The organism is Paenibacillus sp. ACRRY (assembly GCF_022346995.1).
In the GTDB taxonomy this organism is placed as follows: Bacteria; Bacillota; Bacilli; order Paenibacillales; family Paenibacillaceae; genus Paenibacillus.
This window is the reverse complement of sequence record NZ_JAKRNM010000001.1, coordinates 1806136-1822962: the sequence shown is the minus strand read 5'-3', so window position 1 is coordinate 1822962 and position 16827 is coordinate 1806136. Positions and strand designations below refer to the sequence as shown.

Below are 16827 nucleotides of genomic sequence, written 5' to 3'. Positions count from 1 at the left end.
GTGGAAAGTCTAAAAGGAGGAAGAACTGCATTGACACAGCGAATTGCTTTGGAACAATGCCTTAGCGTTGTTTTATCGGAAGATAAAAGTACGGCCTACCTTGAGTTTTCCAAGCAGGAAGAAGGTTTCGCCTGCGCGCTGGATGACCTGGAACAGTTTATTGCGGGTCAGGGCATCAAGTATGGTGTGCTGCGTGAGGCACTGCTCGTGTTTGTGAATCAACCTGAAGCATATATGAATACGCAGTTGAAAATTGCCGAAGGCATCGCGGCTGTTCCTGGAACAGACGGATACATCAAAGTATTGGTTGGTATGGACGATGCGAGTGAACGGCGGCCTCTGGAAGTGGAAGATGGCAAGGTGGACTACAAAGAAGTAACTCGGTTAAACAATGTAAGATCAGGTCAAATCATTGCCGAGCGCATTCCTCCTGTTGATGGTGCAGTAGGTCAGGCCGTTACAGGCGAGGAAATTCCTTTTCGTCCAGGGAAGGACGCACGATTCAAAGTGGGGAAGAATGTTGTTATTAATCCGGATGGATCTGCAATGTACGCCGCTTTGGATGGATTGGTGACCAAAACGGAAGGGAACAAACTGAATGTATTCCCGGTATACGAAATAAATGGCGATGTAGACTACAATATCGGCAATATCGATTTTGTAGGCACGGTGGTCATACGGGGCAATGTACTGACTGGTTTTAAAATAAAAGCAGCGGGTGACATTCGCGTTGTCGGCGGTGTTGAAGGCGCAGAGCTTGAAGCAGGTGGCTCTGTCGAGATCACTGGTGGTATTATCGGATATAACAAAGGGCTTGTTCAGGCGGGGCATAATGTCAAATGCACCTTTATTCAGGAAGGAAATGTAGATGCAGGTGAAGATGTACTCGTCTCCCAAAGCATTATGCATTCCAATATCCGTGCAGGCAGGGGCGTAATCTGTGCAGGTACCAAAGGCCTTATTGTTGGTGGTTCCATTCAGGCCGGCGAAAATGTTTCTGCACGAATTGTGGGGAACAGCATGTCGACAGTAACTTCGATTGAAGTTGGTGTTCTCCCCAAATTGCGTAATGAACTGAGTGAATTGCGTAAAGGGCTCAGGGAACAGATGGATTCCTTGGACAAAACGAAAAAAGCATTGGTACTGCTGGATCAATTAGCTGCTGCTGGACAACTGAGTCCAGACAAAATGGCAATGCGAGTTAAGCTTACGGCTACACAAAAGTCGGCACTTCGTCTTAACGAGGAAACCAAGTCACGTATATTCGAGATTGAAAAAGTATTGGAAGATACGAGCAGAGCCCGAGTGGATATTCTCAAGATGATTTATGGAGGCTCTAAGATAGTTATCGGCAGATACACCAAATTTATTAAAGATCCTGTGAGTAGAATTTCATTTTATTATCATGACGGGGACATTACGATGACTCCATACGTTTAAGTACAGCATCAGGCACAGATAGAAAACCATTCGAAACCGTGAGGTGAGCGTATGAGTTTTAAGGCAGTAGAGTTGCAGATTGCAGTACCAAGAACCAGTGAAGCCGGTCGGTATCAGAGCGAATATCAGCAGCGGCCGGTCACGGATCAGAATTTACTGGCAGTGCAAACGGCCAAGGAAGCTGAAGAGGCAAGACAGCGCAGTGAAGCGATGGAAGAAACGGCACATACAGGTGTACGAGACGGTCATTCGAGTAATGGAGAGCATGAAGGTGGTTCCCATGAGCAGGAGACGATCCAGATGCCAGAGCAAGTCAAACCTGCGGAGCATCCGTACAAAGGAAAGCATGTAGACCTGTCATTGTAATCCTTTCCGTATTACAAAAATGAAGACTTGAGCTTTGAAGGCGATATCCAAAGGAGAGGAACCAATTTGTCACCATGGGTTATTATTGTCATATTAGGTGCCTGTGCCATTGCATATGCATTCATCATGCCCAAGAAAAATAAGACGCCAGAACCGAGCCAACAATTGGTACAAGAGATGGAATCCACACTTGAACATTATATGGCTGAAATCGAAAACGATAATGATGCCCTTATTCAGCGTGTTGCTGAAATGAAGGGAGAGGCGGCAGCTGCAGATCAACGCATGCAAATGCAGCTTGAAGAATTGCAGAAGCGTCTCAATGAACTTGAAAAAAGTAAAGAATCCGAAACCCGCCAAGTTTCAAATATATCTAAGGATGAATTCAATGCATTGCAGGCGCAGGCTCTTGTGGCCAGTTTGAGAGAAGACGTCGCAAAGCAGAATTCAGAAACCGAGCCAACACAAATGGCCCAAGAACCTGTCAATGAGCGAGAGTCAATCAAAGATCGATATTCAGAAGTGTTTCATTTGTATGATGAAGGCAAATCAGTGGATGCGATCGCAAAACAGACCGGCATACAACGTGGAGAAGTACAGCTGATTCTTCAGCTGGCAGAACGGGAGGAAGGCTAAGAGATGGACAAGCGCTCCCTATGGATTGGAATTGGAACGGGCATGATCATTGGAGCAGTGCTGCTTCAGCTTGCCACAGTGGGGCAAAACGCTCTATCTGACAGCAGTTTGGAAACAGATTCGGCTGCAGCCAATCTGACGAAGGAAGAATTGGAGTCGGCTGCCAAAAGCATGGATTTGAAGCTTGTCGGTACAGAGGACGAACTGTATACGGAAGCCGAATGGGTACAGAAGAAGAAACAGGAGAGCAGTGAAATGCAAGGGGAAACAGCTGCTGCTCCCGAGAAGACAGAGGATACTAGTAATCCGGAAGCACCTACGGAGCCTCAGCAGCCAGCTTCAGGTGCCAATGAGAGTCCAAATAATGTGAGTGAACCCAAAGCAACAGAGCCATCGTCACCGAATACGCCTCAAAAGGCAACGGTCACATTTAGAGTGCGCTCTGGTAACAGTTTGGCGATTGTCGCCGGAAATCTGGAGAAGGCTGGGATAGTAGATGATGCCGAATCCTTTATTAAGGCAGGAAAGGCAGAGCGAATCAATACCAAGATTCAGGTGGGTACCTACGCACTTGAAAAAGGTGAAAGCTTCGAGTCCATCATCGCCAAAATAACAAAAGAACCGTCAAGCTGAGTACACTCAGGCAAGACGGTTCTTTTATTTTATAGCCTATTGGACCAGTAATTATAGTCCTGAGATTTCACATAACATAAATACGCTGTGCGAATAGGCAGTTTTGATTTCAAAGACTGTTGCATCAGCCAAGCAGTTATGCTATATTAAATAACGGTGTTAAAACACACGCATGTGCTAATTTTGTTGAGGGTGCTTTCCTGATGGAGAGTCTTGGCGAAAAATGATGCCGGCGGAGGACACAATAAAAAACCATATTAGGAGGTGTGTGAAGATGGCAGTAATCTCCATGAAGCAGCTTCTCGAAGCTGGGGTACACTTCGGTCACCAAACTCGTCGTTGGAACCCAAAAATGGATCGTTATATCTTCACTGAAAGAAACGGAATTTACATCATCGATTTGCAAAAAACGGTGAAAAAAGTCGAAGAGGCTTACAACTTCGTTAAAGGAATCGCAGGAGAGAATGGTACAATTCTTTTCGTGGGTACTAAGAAACAAGCTCAAGATTCCGTTAAAGAAGAAGCTGAACGCGCTGGTCAATTTTATATTAACCAACGTTGGTTGGGCGGTACTCTGACTAACTTCCAAACCATTCAAAAACGTATTGATCGTTTGAAACAATTGGAAGCTTGGGAAGAAGACGGTACATTCGCTGTATTGCCTAAAAAAGAAGTTATCTTGCTTCGCAAAGAAAAAGATCGTCTGGAGAAATTCCTCGGCGGTATTAAAAATATGAAAGGCCTGCCAAGCGCCCTGTTCATCATCGATCCACGCAAAGAGCGTATCGCTGTTGCTGAAGCTCGCAAATTGGGTATCCCAATTGTAGGTATCGTTGATACTAACTGCGATCCGGACGAAATCGATTATGTTATCCCAGGTAACGACGACGCAATCCGCGCTGTTAAGCTGTTGACAGGTAAAATGGCTGATGCTGTAATCGAAGCTAACCAAGGCGAAGAAACTTCCGCTTAATAGATTCGAACATAACGAATGAACTAAATGAAAAGGGTGGTTGGTAGGTGGATAACCTCTCACTGCCCTTTTTTTAGAGTGTACGTACAATACTTATTTTGGAGGGAATTAATTATGGCAGTTAACGCGAGTGCAGTAAAAGAACTTCGTGAAAAAACGGGCGCAGGTATGCTCGATTGCAAAAAAGCACTGGAAGAAGCAAACGGTGATATCACAAAAGCGGCTGAAATTCTGCGTGAAAAAGGTCTTTCCGCAGCTGCAAACAAAGCAGGACGTGCAGCTACTGAAGGTACTGTAGAATCTTATATCCACGCTGGTGGCCGTATCGGTGTCTTGGTAGAAGTTAACTGCGAAACTGACTTCGTAGGTAAAACAGACCAGTTCAAAGATTTTGTTAAAGACATCGCTATGCAAATCGCTGCAGCTAGTCCGAAATTCGTGACTCGTGAAGAAGTTCCTGCAGAAGAGCTGGAAAAAGAAAAAGAAATTTTGAAAGCTCAAGCTCTGAACGAAGGCAAACCAGAAAAAATTGTTGAGAAAATGGTTGAAGGCCGTATCGGTAAATACTACGAAGAGTACTGCCTGATGGAACAAACTTTCGTTAAAGATCCAGACAAAACAATCTCCCAATTGCTGAACGAAAAAATCAGCCAAATCGGTGAGAACATCTCTATCCGTCGTTTCGTTCGTTACGAACTGGGTGAAGGTTTGGAGAAAAAAGTAGATAACTTCGTAGAAGAAGTTATGTCCCAAGTGAACAAATAAGACGGTTTTATACCGGTAAGCAAAAATTGGTTTTCGAAGATATAAGAATGATAAAACTTCGAAGCAGAGCTCCCTTATATCTCAGGAAAACAGTGCCTAACCGGTTAATTCGTTTTTCCTAAAAGAGTGGAACACAGTCGTGTTCCTTTCTTTTTAAGCAGGAGGCCATGCGCGAGAAGTTTTGTTGATTGAACACCGAAGGTGCTCAAGTTTAAAGTGGAGGGTGAACAATTGGAACAGCCAGTATTCAAACGCGTTGTCTTAAAGGTTAGTGGAGAGTCCCTTTCCGGTCAAAACGGCTATGGTATTGATGCAGAGACGATCTCGTCGATCGCCCAGCAGGTAAAAGAAGTTGTTGAACTTGGTGTGCAGGTTGCCATCGTATGTGGTGGCGGAAACATCTGGCGTGGAATCGCCGGCAGCGAAAACGGCATCGATCGAGCAACGGCCGATTATATGGGAATGCTAGCTACAGTAATGAACTCGCTAGCACTGCAAGATGCATTGGAACAGATTGAAGTACCTACACGTGTGCAGACTTCAATTGCCATGCAGCAAATTGCAGAGCCATATATCCGTCGCAGAGCTATTCGTCATCTGGAGAAAGGCCGTGTCGTTATTTTTGCAGCAGGTACAGGTAACCCGTTCTTCTCCACGGATACAACAGCAGCACTGCGCGCAGCGGAGATCGAAGCAGAAGTCATCCTGATGGCTAAAAACAAAGTTGATGGTGTATACTCGGCCGATCCGTTCAAGGATAGTACAGCTGAGAAATATGAACAATTGACTTACCTCGATGTACTTAACAAAAATCTTGGTGTAATGGATTCGACGGCGTCCTCTCTCTGTATGGACAACAACATTCCGTTGATCGTATTTGCCATTACAGAACAAGGTAACATCAAACGTGTAGTTCTCGGTGAGCGCATCGGAACAATCGTTAAAGGGAGTGTAGATTAATGCCACAAGCGGTTAAAAAACATGCCGAAGAACGTATGGATAAAGCAATTCAAGCGTTACGTCGTGATCTTGCCACTTTGCGTGCAGGACGTGCAACTCCGGCTCTTCTGGACCGGGTTCAGGTAGAGTACTACGGAGCAATGACACCACTTAATCAACTCGCGAATATTAGCACACCAGATTCCCGTACACTGATGATTCAGCCATGGGACAAATCTTCTATGGGCGAAATTGAACGTGCGATCATGAAGTCGGATCTGGGATTAACACCGGCCAACGATGGTACCATGATTCGCCTGTCTATTCCGCCACTTACGGAGGAACGCAGAACAGAACTCGTGAAACTGACGAAAAAGTTCGGCGAAGAAGGCAAAGTTGCGATTCGTAACATTCGCCGTGATGCGAATGATGATATCAAAAAAATGGAGAAGTCAGAGATTTCCGAGGACGAGTCCCGGAGACATCAGGACGATATCCAAAAATCGACAGACAAGTTTATTGCTGAAGTCGATAAGGTACTCGCTGCCAAAGAAAAAGAAATTATGGAAGTGTAAGACAAGCGCAGCCCCTCCAATACGGTGGGGTTTTGTCTCTTTTTCTAGTCTTCAGGTGAAGAAACTTCAGGGATTTTGGAGGAACAGGAATGATCAAACGGGTTCGGTCGTGGTGGAATGGGGCTGAAAAGCAGGAAACGCTGACTATATCCGAGGATAATATCCCGCAGCACGTTGCCATTATTATGGACGGGAATGGTCGATGGGCCAAACGTCTGGGTCTGCCACGCATAGCTGGGCATCAGAATGGCATGAAGGCAGTGAAACGTGCAACCATCGCGGCGGATGAACTGGGCATCAAATATCTGACGATGTATGCTTTTTCGACAGAAAACTGGACACGTCCAAAAGAAGAAGTGGATTTTCTAATGAGACTTCCACAAGAATTTCTGGCGATCGAGTTAGATGAACTTATAGAAAAGAATGTCCGCATACGCATGATGGGGCAGGAAGAGAAGTTACCTTCACATACCGTTAATGCCTTACGTGAAGCAATTCGTCTTACGGAACACAATACGGGGCTTGTATTGAACTTTGCAATGAATTATGGAAGTCGTAGAGAAATGACGGACTGTGTGAAGCAGATTGCGTTGCAGGTCCAGTCGGGGGAACTCTCGGCAGAAGACATTACACCTGAGCTCATAGACAAACATATGTTGACTGTGGATATGCCTGATCCGGATCTGTTAATCCGGACGAGTGGAGAATTAAGGCTCAGTAATTTTATGCTTTGGCAGCTTGCATATAGCGAGTTATGGTTTACGGATATATACTGGCCCGAATTTGGCAAACAGCACTTGCTTGAAGCAGTAGCCGAATATCAGCGCAGAACAAGGCGTTACGGCGGTTTGAAATAGATGGAGGATGAAGCCGTTGAAACAGCGATTAACGACAGGGATAGTAGCAGGTGTGTTGTTTTTGGGTTTTTGCATGCTGGGCGGACCTTGGTATCATGGCCTGGTACTGCTTATGGCTCTCATCGGTTATTATGAATTTGTGAAAATGACGGGGGTACAACCTTTTTCAGGTGTAGCCCTAATTGGATATGCAGGTGTTTTTGCGCTTGTCTTTCCATGGGAAATGGTTTGGGAAGGTAGGCCGCTAACGTTGTTCCAGATCAGTTGGCTGGTTATGCTTGTTCTAATGACGGCCTCAGTAATAACCAAGAACAGGATTCCTGTGAATACTATCGCCATGCTCTTTTTGGGTGTGCTGTATATAGGCATCGGTTTTTATTATATTGCTGAGTCTAGACATCTGCATCACGGGCTCTTTTGGACATTCCTATTATTAGGCTCCATCTGGGCCAGTGATGCTGGTGCTTACTTTGTTGGGAAGCTTATGGGGAAAAACAAATTATGGCCTTCAATAAGTCCCAACAAAACGGTGGAGGGCGCGTTGGGCGGTATTGCGATTGCCATTGTAACATCTGTTGTGTTTGCGATGTTGTCGGATGGTCTGTTATCTTGGCAGAGAGCAATCGTGATTGGGGTCGCATGTGCTGTAGTCGGCCAAATGGGAGACCTAATTCAATCCGCTTACAAACGTGTGTACAATATTAAGGATTCCGGCAACCTTCTCCCGGGTCATGGAGGTATTCTGGATCGGTGCGACAGCTGGATTGTTGTGTTTCCATTTGTACATATACTAATGCTTCTGCCTTACTAATGTTTTGAACATAAGACGTGTATAACAAGTGGAGTCGAAATTATACACGCAATGGATAAATAAAGATGAGGTGCAGCATGAAGAAAATAGCAATTCTCGGATCCACTGGTTCGATTGGAACTCAAACATTGGATGTCGTTGACATGCATCCTGAGCTGTTTCAGGTAGAGGGACTGGCTGCCGGAGGAAATACTGAACTTTTAATCAAACAAGCCAAGCGTTATCGGCCCAAAAAGGTATCGGTAGGTACCAAAGAACTGGCTGAGACGGTCGCCCCGCACTTACCTGCGGGAACGCAGCTCTTCTATGGAAAAGAAGGCTTGGTAGAAGTGGCAGCTGGGACAGACGCAGATACTGTGGTTACAGCTGTCATGGGGAGCGTAGGGCTCGAATCAACACTGGCTGCCATTGAAGCTGGCAAACAAATAGGGCTTGCTAATAAGGAAACACTGGTGACGGCAGGACATATTGTGACAGCGCGAGCTGTGGAAAAGGGTGTCTCTCTGCTGCCGATCGATAGCGAGCACTCTGCGATATTTCAATGTTTGAACGGAGAAAACCGTAACCGGGTAGCAGGTATTACCCTTACGGCCTCAGGGGGTTCTTTCCGCGATTACTCACGTGAGCAGCTGCAGAATGTTACGGTTGAAGATGCACTGAAGCATCCCAATTGGTCGATGGGCTCCAAAATCACGATTGATTCCGCAACGATGGTGAATAAAGGCTTGGAAGTGATAGAGGCTCATTGGTTGTTCGGGTTGACCTATGACCAGATTGACGTGCTGCTTCACCCAGAGAGTATCATACACTCCTATGTTGAATTTGAGGATACGAGCATCATTGCTCAACTTGGCAATCCGGACATGCGTGTTCCGATTCAGTACGCGTTAACTTATCCGGATCGGCTGCCTTCACCAGCACAGCGACTCTCTTTGTCCCAAGCAGGCAAGCTGCAATTCCGTGAGATGGATATGGAACGGTTCCCTTGTTTAAGACTCGCTTATGAGTGTGGTAAAATGGGAGGGACTGCAACTACGGCATTTAATGCCGCGAATGAGGTTGCTGTAGCACGCTTCTTGCGCAAAGAGATTTCGTTCCTTAAAATAGAGGATATTATTGCTTCCGTGCTGGATGCACACCGCAATGTGGACAATCCTGATCTCGAAGAAATTGCAAGATGTGACCAGGAAAGTCGTAAACATGCTTTTAGTCTGTAATCCTTTTTTCATCACAAATATGGAAGAAGTGATTCTCTTGTGCGGCACCTTGGAATAATGATAATCTAAAGGGACAGACTTCGGTTCGTGCCGTGAAGGAGGATGGATAGGGATTGGAAACCATACAAGTTGTATTTCTAACGGTGCTCATGTTCTTTGTCATCGTGACGGTTCATGAATGGGGGCATTATTATTTTGCTAAACGCGCCGGTATTCTTGTAAGGGAATTTGCGATCGGTTTTGGTCCCAAATTGTTCTCATATAAAAGAAACGAGACCCAGTTTACATTGCGTTTGCTTCCATTTGGCGGATATGCACGCATGGCTGGTGAAGACCCCGAGCTTGTAGAAATCCAAGAGGGTCAGACCATTGCGGTTAGACCGTCGGATGATCAAGTGAAAATGATTTATTTGGACCAATTGGATAATCGTAAAAATGTAATACGTGGCGAAGTGATCTCCATTGATATGGAGAATGCTTTGAAAATGCAATTGGATGTAGATGGAGAGGTACAACAATACCGCATACATCCACAAGCAATGCTCGTTAGTCGCGGTAAACAAACACAAATTGCTCCGAAAGACCGGCAGTTTGGCAGCAAGACGGTTGGACAACGGGCGATGGCGATTTTTGCCGGACCATTGATGAACTTCATTCTGGCTTTTGTCTTGTTTGCTGTGTATGCACAAATGGCTGGAGTTCCGGTGGAAAACCCGAAAAATCTGCAAATCGGTGAAGTACTTGAGGGCGGCGCTGCCGACCAGGCCAACCTGAAAGAAGGAGATATCATTGAGACCATCAATGGTACGGCTATAGGTATTGATTCGCAAAAAATGGTGGCTATGATTGCTGAATCGAAAGACAAGCCGATGGAATGGACCCTGCGTCGGGGAGAAGAAACGTTTAATATAACGATAACGCCCCGTACTGTAGAGGGACAAGAGGGCGGTAAGGTAGGGATTGTGCCTACACTGCCAACCCGATCTGTTGGATTTGCAGAAACGTTCAAAGTATCTGGTTTGGCTATGGTGGATACCACGAAAATCATTTTTGAAGGTTTCAAACATCTGATTAATCAGTTTAACATGGACGACATTGGCGGACCGGTACGTACATTTGAAGTAACAGGTCAAATTGCCAAACAGGGAATTGAACAGCTAACGAGATGGGCTGCTATTTTGAGTTTGTATCTTGGAATCTTCAACCTGCTGCCAATACCTGCCCTGGACGGCAGTCGATTGGTATTCCTTGGGATTGAAGCACTAAGAGGTCGGCCTGTTGATCCTAACCGTGAAGGTATGGTGCACTTTATAGGCTTTGCCATGCTGTTTGTACTGATGCTGGCTGTAACATATAATGATATACTACGTTTAATTAACGGATAATTATGGTTTGACTACACTCTGAATTTGCAGAGATGGTCGTTATGGGAGGACGCTGGAGTCTTATGTCAAAGGAAAATGATAAACAATTTGTGACTGAAATCACACCACAGGGCGAGGATTTCTCCCGTTGGTACATTGATGTTATTAAAAAGGCCGATTTGATGGATTATTCCCCGGTTCGCGGATGTATCGTATTCAAGCCGGACGGATTTGAGATCTGGGAACATATCAAAGATGAGCTTGACCGTCGCTTCCGCGAAACGGGCCACCGGAATGCCTACTTCCCGATGTTCATTCCAGAGAGCTTTTTCCAAAAAGAAAAAGAGCATGTTGAAGGATTTAACCCGGAATTGCCTTGGGTTACTGAAGCTGGTGGTGAAAAGCTGGAAGAACGTCTGGCAATTCGCCCGACTTCCGAAACGATCATTGGTCACATGTATTCCAAATGGATTCAATCCTATCGTGATCTGCCTGTTCTGATCAACCAGTGGGCTAACGTTGTTCGTTGGGAGAAAAGAACATTGCCATTCCTGCGCACAAGTGAATTCCTCTGGCAGGAAGGTCATACGGCTCACGAGACGGAAGAAGAAGCGCGTGAAGAAACAATGCGCATGCTCGAAATCTATCGCGAAGTTGTAGAAGAGTATTTGGCAATCCCGGTCATCACTGGTCAAAAAACGCCATCAGAGAAATTTGCAGGTGCGGTGGATACATACTCCATCGAAGCGATGATGAAAGATGGACGTGCCGTACAGGCCGGAACTTCTCACTTCATGGGTACGAACTTTGCAAAGGCATTTGAAATTCAGTATCTCAGCCGGGAAAATGTGCTTGAGCATGCGTATACGACATCGTGGGGCGTAAGTACACGCTTGATCGGTGCGCTGATCATGGTACACGGTGATGATCGTGGTCTGGCACTTCCTCCAAAAGTAGCACCAACCCAAGTCGTGATGATTCCAATTGGACCGCCAAAAACGCGTGATGCCGTTGTGGGTCGTGCGGACGAATTGTTCGCCGAACTGAAAAAAGCAGGCATTCGTGTTAAAATGGATGATCGCAGCGACGTTCGTCCAGGCTGGAAATTCAATGAATACGAGATGCGCGGAGTTCCAATTCGTCTCGAGATTGGTCCTCGCGATATGGAAAATGGTGTATGTGTGCTTGTATCTCGGATCACTGGTGAGAAAAAAGTAGTAGAGCAGGCGAATCTGGTGGAAGAAATTCAGAATATGCTAACCCAGGTTCAATCTGATATGCTAGAACGTGCACGCACATTTATGTCGGACAACTTCTACTCTGTGGATACGCTCGATGAGATGAAGGAATTGATGGAAAACAAACGTGGCTTTACGCTGGCCGGCTGGTGCGGCTCAGAAGCTTGCGAAGATAAAGTAAGAGAAGTAACAGGTGCAACAAGCCGGAACATTCCGTTCCAGCCTGCGGAAGAAAAGCATACGTGCCTGGCTTGTGGTGAAAAGGCGAAGAACACAGTAGTGTTTGCAAGAGCCTACTAGGTCTCATTAACATCAGGACTATTCACCGTATGAGTAAGTAATGGAAGGCTTCTGTCGGATAAAATGAGTCGGTGCGGGTTCGGATCGGGGACATTTTTGATTGCAGAAGCTTTTCATGTTTTAAGGGGGTACAAGGAGGAACACGATGAGTGGATTTGAGGAGAAACGAAAACGGTTTGAATTGTTGATGAAACAGGCAGAGCTTCCTGCAGGTCTGACCGATCCCTATTTTTTGGACGGATGGATTGAACAGGTAGAGACGAATCGCAGTAACCGGGAATGGCATATCCTGATCTGTAAGGATACGTTGGTTCCTGCACCGATCTATCGTACTTTTAGCCTGCATATTCAGGAGAAAATGAATCATATCGCCAAAATTACATTCGGCTTTAAATATACAGAGCAGGTGCAGTCAGGTGATATCGTCAGTGAATATTGGAATCTGTTTCTGGAATGGGTCACTCGCGAGATTCCATCTGTAAATGGGTGGATGAACCGGGCTACCTTTGAATGTGAAGCAGATTTGCTGCAATTGACCATGAGTGACTCTACATCGATGGAGCTGGCGCGCAAGAAACAGATTGACCAGGCGATTGCAACATTCTATGAGAAGTATTTCCATCTTCCGCTCCGCATCAAACTACAAGTTGGTGAAGTGGGAAGTAATAAGGAAGCGATGGAGCAGTTCCAGGCTCAGAAGAAGGTTGAGGAACGACAGGTCATCGAACAGATGATGAGTGAAGTGACCGAAATGGAAGCTCCGGAAGACGAAGATCAGGGCGATGTACGCTTGCAGATGGGCTATGAGATCAAAGAGCCAGCTGTACCGATGCAGGAAGTTCAGGATGAAGAGAAGAAAATTACGCTTCAGGGCTCAATCTTTGGTCTGGACCGCAAGGAGCTGCGGAACGGAAATACGCTGTTCACTTTCTATCTGACCGACTTTACAGATTCAATGCAGATGAAGATGTTTGCGAAGACAAAAGAGGATGTTAAAATTCTGAGCCTCCTGGCCAATGGGAAATGGGTCAAGGTTCGCGGACGCGTAGAGTACGACCGGTTTATGCAAATTCCTGAACTGGCCATGATTCCTTCGGATCTGACCGAAATCAAAGCACCTCCATCACGGAAAGATACAGCTCAGGAGAAACGGGTGGAATTCCATCTGCATTCAACCATGAGTACCATGGATGCTGTAACCTCTATTGATAAATATGTGAAAACGGCTGCTGAGTGGGGACACAAGGCAATTGCTGTGACAGATCACGGTGGAGTACAGGTCTATCCGGAGGCGGCCAAAGCAGCGAAGAAAAACGGTATCAAAATGATATACGGCCTAGAGGCCAATGTAGTAAATGATTCCGTTGCCGTTGTCCTGGCACCACAGCCACTTGATCTGAAAACAGCGACCTATATCGTATTCGATATCGAGACGACGGGGCTGTCCGTCACTCAGAACAAGATTATCGAGATTGCTGCGGTCAAAGTGCAAGAGGGCAAAGAGATCGACCGGTTCGCCACATTTGTAAACCCACACGAACGGATTCCGTACAACATTCAGCAATTGACCAACATTACGGATGAAATGGTCAAAGATGCACCGGAGCTTGAACCAGTCATTCGTGACTTTGTTGCGTTTGCGGGTGATGGCGTGCTGGTCGCGCACAATGCACGGTTCGATATGGGCTTCATCCAGGCGTCGCTCAAAAATCTGGGCATGCCAGAGCTGCCAAACCCTGTCCTGGATACGCTGGAATTGGCACGACTTTTGTATCCAAAAATGAAAAACCACCGACTCAACACACTGGCTGACAAATACAAAGTTGCACTGGAAAGCCATCACCGGGCGATTGACGATACGATTGCACTCGCTGGAATCCTGAATGGACTTGTGAATGATGCGGCCCAGTTAAAAGGCTTAACCATGCTGGACCGGTTGAATGATTACGTTGGGGTTGATCTGTCGAATACACGCCCATTCCACTGCGGAATTTACGCATTGAATGATGTCGGTAAGAAAAACCTGTACAAGCTGGTGTCTCTGTCGCATACGGAATACTTCAAGCGTGTCCCATGTATTCCGAAGTCCAAACTAGTTAGCTTGCGCGAAGGACTGGTCATTATATCCGGTTGTGAAAAAGGAGAGTTCTTCGAGGCTGTTCTGAATAAATCACTGGAAGAGGCCGAAGAAATCGCTGAGTTTTACGACATTTTGGAAATTCAACCACTCACGATGTATATGCATCTAGTGGATAAGGGACTTGTGGCAACACCGGAGGAACTGAAACTTGCGGTTCGCAAAGTAGTTGATATTGGAGCCAAACTGAATAAGCCGGTTATTGCTACAGGCAATGTGCACTATCTGGAGCCGAGGGACAAAATCTATCGGGATATTACCATCCACGGAATTACTGGTTTCAGTCCATTGAAAGACCAGCGCAAACCGGATGCCCATTTTAGAACCACGGCAGAAATGCTGGAGGAATTCCAGTTCCTAGGTCAGGACAAAGCCTATGAGGTTGTCGTCACCAATACGATTGAACTGGCTGATCGCTTTGAGGAAATCAAGCTGTTCCCGGATAAGTTGTTTACGCCGATTCTGGAAGGTGCTGACGAAGAAATTCGGAACACCTGCTACAATACGGCAAAGTCGATATATGGTGAAGAGCTTCCTGAGGTCATCGTGGCTAGGTTGGAGAAAGAGTTGAACCCGATCATCAAGTATGGTTTCTCGGCCAACTATCTGATCTCGGAGAGACTGGTTAAAAAATCAAATCAGGATGGGTATCTGGTTGGTTCCCGGGGATCCGTTGGTTCGTCGGTTGTGGCTACATTCCTCGGCATATCGGAAGTTAATCCGCTGCCTGCGCACTATATCTGCGTAAATTCTGAATGCAAGCACAGTGAGTGGTTCCTGGACGGAAGCGTACCTAGTGGATTTGACCTTCCAGAGAAGGAATGTCCCGACTGCGGCGGCAGACTGAAGGGAGAAGGGCAAGATATACCGTTTGAGACTTTCCTGGGCTTCAAAGGGGACAAGGTTCCCGATATCGACTTGAACTTTTCGGGTGATTACCAGCCACATGCTCACAACTACACGAAAGTACTCTTTAGTGAGAAAAGTGTGTTTCGAGCTGGGACCATCGGTACAGTTGCCGAGAAGACAGCGTTTGGTTTCGCCAAGAAATATGAGGAAGAACATCATAAGAAATGGCGCGGAGCAGAATTGAATCGACTGGCTTCAGGTTGTACAGGAGTCAAGCGGAGTACGGGACAACATCCCGGGGGAATTGTCGTTGTGCCGGATTATATTGAAGTGGAGGATGTCACTCCTGTCCAATATCCTGCGGATGACGTTACTGCGGAGTGGAAAACAACGCACTTTGATTATCATGCCTTTGAAGAGAACTTGTTGAAACTGGATATCCTAGGACATGATGATCCGACCATGATGCGGATGCTGCAGGATCTGACAGGGATCGATCCAACCACCATTCCGATGAATGATCCGAAAGTCATGAGCATGTTCAACTCTACGGATGCACTGGGAGTAACTCCTGAACAGATCCGTTCACCTGTTGCGACCTTTGGTGTGCCGGAGATGGGGACGAAGTTTGTGCGCCAAATGCTTGTCGAATCCCAGCCGTCGTCTTTTGCCGATTTATTGCAGATTTCGGGGCTGTCCCACGGAACAGGGGTATGGCTTGGAAACGCACAAGAATTGATTAAAAACGGTACGTGTAACATTAAAACGGTAATTGGTTGCCGGGATGATATCATGTTATTCCTCATCTACAAAGCGGGAATGGATGCAAGTCTTGCCTTTAAGATTACAGAGAGTGTTCGTAAAGGGCGGGGGTTGCCTCAGGAGTGGATTGACGAGATGAAAAACTGCAAAGTGCCACAATGGTACATTGACTCTTGTCTAAAAATCCAGTACATGTTCCCGAAGGCCCACGCGGCCGCTTATGTCATTTCGGCAGTTCGCACGGCATTCTTCAAGCTGTATCATCCGATCGAATACTACGCAACCTATTTTACAGTTCGCGCAGATGAGTTTGACATCGAACTGGTATGTCAGGGATACGATGCGATCTATCGAAAAATTGTTGAAATTGAACAATTGGGTTTCCAGGCACCACCAAAAGAAAAAAATATGCTTCCTGTGCTTGAGATGGCTCTGGAAATGTCGGCTCGCGGATTCTCACTCAAACCGATTGATCTGTATCGTTCTGAAGCGACGAAGTTTATCGTAGACGGAAATGCACTGGTTCCACCATTTTCTGCACTGGCGGGGATCGGTGATAATGCAGCACGTAATATTGCTGCGGCAAGAGATCATGGTGAGTTCTTGTCCGTTGAAGATTTTCAGCAAAAATCCAAGGCAAGTAAAACGATTGTCGAACTATTATCAGGCATGGGATGTTTCCGGGGGTTGCCCGAAAGCAATCAATTATCCCTGTTTTAATGGAAGCTCAAGTGGTCCATAAAACGTCTGTCAGGTGGTTGCGTAATTTTTTCTTCATTAGTACGCAATTGACCTGAAAGATCGCTTACTTGTCACTATTACCAGACTATGTTATAATTTCTGAAGTGAACGAGATAGTACGAATTTCTGAAGAGTGGGGAAACCCACTCTTTAGTCTTTGGTATACAAGAATCTTGGGTATTACGAAATTGTCGGCTTAACATGTCGGCGTAACCTAAGTTGGA

14 protein-coding genes are annotated in these 16827 nt (G+C 46.1%); all 14 read left to right on the top strand.

Annotated features, from left to right (window positions below; all coding sequences use genetic code 11):
* Positions 1–30 precede the first annotated feature (30 nt).
* Positions 31–1440, top strand: coding sequence for a DUF342 domain-containing protein (locus MH144_RS07795; protein WP_239298923.1), 1410 nt, complete (start codon positions 31–33; stop codon positions 1438–1440).
* 51 nt (positions 1441–1491) lie between these two features.
* A complete protein-coding gene (locus MH144_RS07790) occupies positions 1492–1806 on the top strand; it encodes a hypothetical protein (RefSeq protein ID WP_239298921.1) in 315 nt (104 codons plus the stop codon).
* A 27-nt stretch (positions 1807–1833) separates the two neighbouring features.
* Entirely contained in the window at positions 1834–2442 is a 609-nt protein-coding gene (locus tag MH144_RS07785) for a DUF6115 domain-containing protein (protein ID WP_239298919.1), read from the top strand.
* A gap of 3 nt (positions 2443–2445) precedes the next feature.
* Positions 2446–3075, top strand: a complete 630-nt coding sequence (locus MH144_RS07780) for a peptidase (protein WP_239298918.1) — start codon at positions 2446–2448, stop codon at positions 3073–3075.
* Between the two features lie 274 nt (positions 3076–3349).
* A complete protein-coding gene (gene rpsB / locus MH144_RS07775; RefSeq protein WP_047842496.1) occupies positions 3350–4048 on the top strand; it encodes a 30S ribosomal protein S2 in 699 nt (232 codons plus the stop codon).
* A gap of 114 nt (positions 4049–4162) precedes the next feature.
* Entirely contained in the window at positions 4163–4813 is a 651-nt protein-coding gene (tsf, locus tag MH144_RS07770) for a translation elongation factor Ts (RefSeq protein ID WP_095287802.1), read from the top strand.
* Between the two features lie 231 nt (positions 4814–5044).
* The gene (gene pyrH, locus MH144_RS07765; RefSeq protein ID WP_095287801.1) at positions 5045–5773 is read left to right on the top strand and encodes a UMP kinase; all 729 of its coding nucleotides are present in this window, start codon (positions 5045–5047) and stop codon (positions 5771–5773) included.
* Positions 5773–6327, top strand: a complete 555-nt coding sequence (gene frr / locus MH144_RS07760) for a ribosome recycling factor (RefSeq protein WP_239298916.1) — start codon at positions 5773–5775, stop codon at positions 6325–6327. Before pyrH ends, frr begins: the two co-directional genes overlap by 1 nt.
* An 89-nt stretch (positions 6328–6416) precedes the next feature.
* On the top strand, positions 6417–7184 hold the full coding sequence (locus tag MH144_RS07755) for an isoprenyl transferase (RefSeq protein ID WP_095358604.1): 768 nt from the start codon (positions 6417–6419) through the stop codon (positions 7182–7184).
* Positions 7185–7200: 16 nt separating this feature from the next.
* Complete coding sequence (locus MH144_RS07750; RefSeq protein WP_239298914.1) at positions 7201–7995, top strand: phosphatidate cytidylyltransferase; 795 nt, start codon at positions 7201–7203, stop codon at positions 7993–7995.
* A gap of 77 nt (positions 7996–8072) precedes the next feature.
* The gene (locus MH144_RS07745; RefSeq protein ID WP_239298912.1) at positions 8073–9212 is read left to right on the top strand and encodes a 1-deoxy-D-xylulose-5-phosphate reductoisomerase; all 1140 of its coding nucleotides are present in this window, start codon (positions 8073–8075) and stop codon (positions 9210–9212) included.
* A 113-nt stretch (positions 9213–9325) separates the two neighbouring features.
* Entirely contained in the window at positions 9326–10597 is a 1272-nt protein-coding gene (gene rseP / locus MH144_RS07740) for an RIP metalloprotease RseP (RefSeq protein ID WP_239298910.1), read from the top strand.
* A gap of 62 nt (positions 10598–10659) precedes the next feature.
* On the top strand, positions 10660–12114 hold the full coding sequence (proS, locus tag MH144_RS07735) for a proline--tRNA ligase (protein ID WP_239298909.1): 1455 nt from the start codon (positions 10660–10662) through the stop codon (positions 12112–12114).
* Between the two features lie 145 nt (positions 12115–12259).
* On the top strand, positions 12260–16582 hold the full coding sequence (locus MH144_RS07730) for a PolC-type DNA polymerase III (RefSeq protein WP_239298907.1): 4323 nt from the start codon (positions 12260–12262) through the stop codon (positions 16580–16582).
* The last annotated feature ends 245 nt before the right edge of the window (positions 16583–16827 follow it).

What these genes read in the sequence shown, in the direction of transcription:
- MH144_RS07790 (WP_239298921.1), top strand. Translation starts at nt 1,492, where the DNA reads ATGAGTTTTAAGGCAGTAGAGTTGCAGATTGCAGTACCAAGAACCAGT.
- MH144_RS07780 (WP_239298918.1), top strand. Translation starts at nt 2,446, where the DNA reads ATGGACAAGCGCTCCCTATGGATTGGAATTGGAACGGGCATGATCATT.
- rpsB (WP_047842496.1), top strand. Translation starts at nt 3,350, where the DNA reads ATGGCAGTAATCTCCATGAAGCAGCTTCTCGAAGCTGGGGTACACTTC.
- tsf (WP_095287802.1), top strand. Translation starts at nt 4,163, where the DNA reads ATGGCAGTTAACGCGAGTGCAGTAAAAGAACTTCGTGAAAAAACGGGC.
- frr (WP_239298916.1), top strand. Translation starts at nt 5,773, where the DNA reads ATGCCACAAGCGGTTAAAAAACATGCCGAAGAACGTATGGATAAAGCA.
- MH144_RS07755 (WP_095358604.1), top strand. Translation starts at nt 6,417, where the DNA reads ATGATCAAACGGGTTCGGTCGTGGTGGAATGGGGCTGAAAAGCAGGAA.
- MH144_RS07745 (WP_239298912.1), top strand. Translation starts at nt 8,073, where the DNA reads ATGAAGAAAATAGCAATTCTCGGATCCACTGGTTCGATTGGAACTCAA.
- proS (WP_239298909.1), top strand. Translation starts at nt 10,660, where the DNA reads ATGTCAAAGGAAAATGATAAACAATTTGTGACTGAAATCACACCACAG.
- MH144_RS07730 (WP_239298907.1), top strand. Translation starts at nt 12,260, where the DNA reads ATGAGTGGATTTGAGGAGAAACGAAAACGGTTTGAATTGTTGATGAAA.